This is a genomic window from Candidatus Hydrogenedentota bacterium, assembly GCA_016791475.1.
In the GTDB taxonomy this organism is placed as follows: domain Bacteria; phylum Hydrogenedentota; class Hydrogenedentia; order Hydrogenedentales; family JAEUWI01; genus JAEUWI01.
Genome location: JAEUWI010000218.1, coordinates 364 through 727, shown reverse-complemented (window position 1 = coordinate 727; position 364 = coordinate 364). Strand labels below are relative to the sequence as shown.

Sequence of the window (364 nt, the reverse complement as noted above, 5' to 3'; positions counted from 1 at the left end):
TGCTCGGTGAATTGCAGGGCTTCGACCAGGCGCACCATCTCGTCCACTTCGCGGCCCAGCGGCAGATTGTTGACAATCTGGGCCTGCACCACGCCGGCTTTGTCGATCAGGAAAGAACCGCGCAAAGCGACGCCGGCAGGATGCTCGACGCCGACGATCCGTTCACGGCCTGCGACCGGCTGGTGCTGCGCCCCGAGGTCGTGCCGGCCGGGGTGCAGGTGTTCCGCGCGCGCTTCAAGCCGGGTCTGCTGCTGATGCGCCGTGCGCTGGCCGAAGCGCTGCTGAACGAGGGCCTGAGCGGCCTCGCCTTCGGCGAGCCGGACGCCTACCGCGGGCTGGCGGCCTGACATGGACCCGCGCGATG

At 69.5% G+C, this 364-nt stretch carries 1 pseudogene; it reads right to left on the bottom strand.

Annotation, left to right across the window (positions count from 1 at the left end):
* Window positions 1-152: pseudogene (locus JNK74_28810) on the bottom strand (peroxiredoxin).
* Between the last annotated feature and the right edge of the window lie 212 nt (window positions 153-364).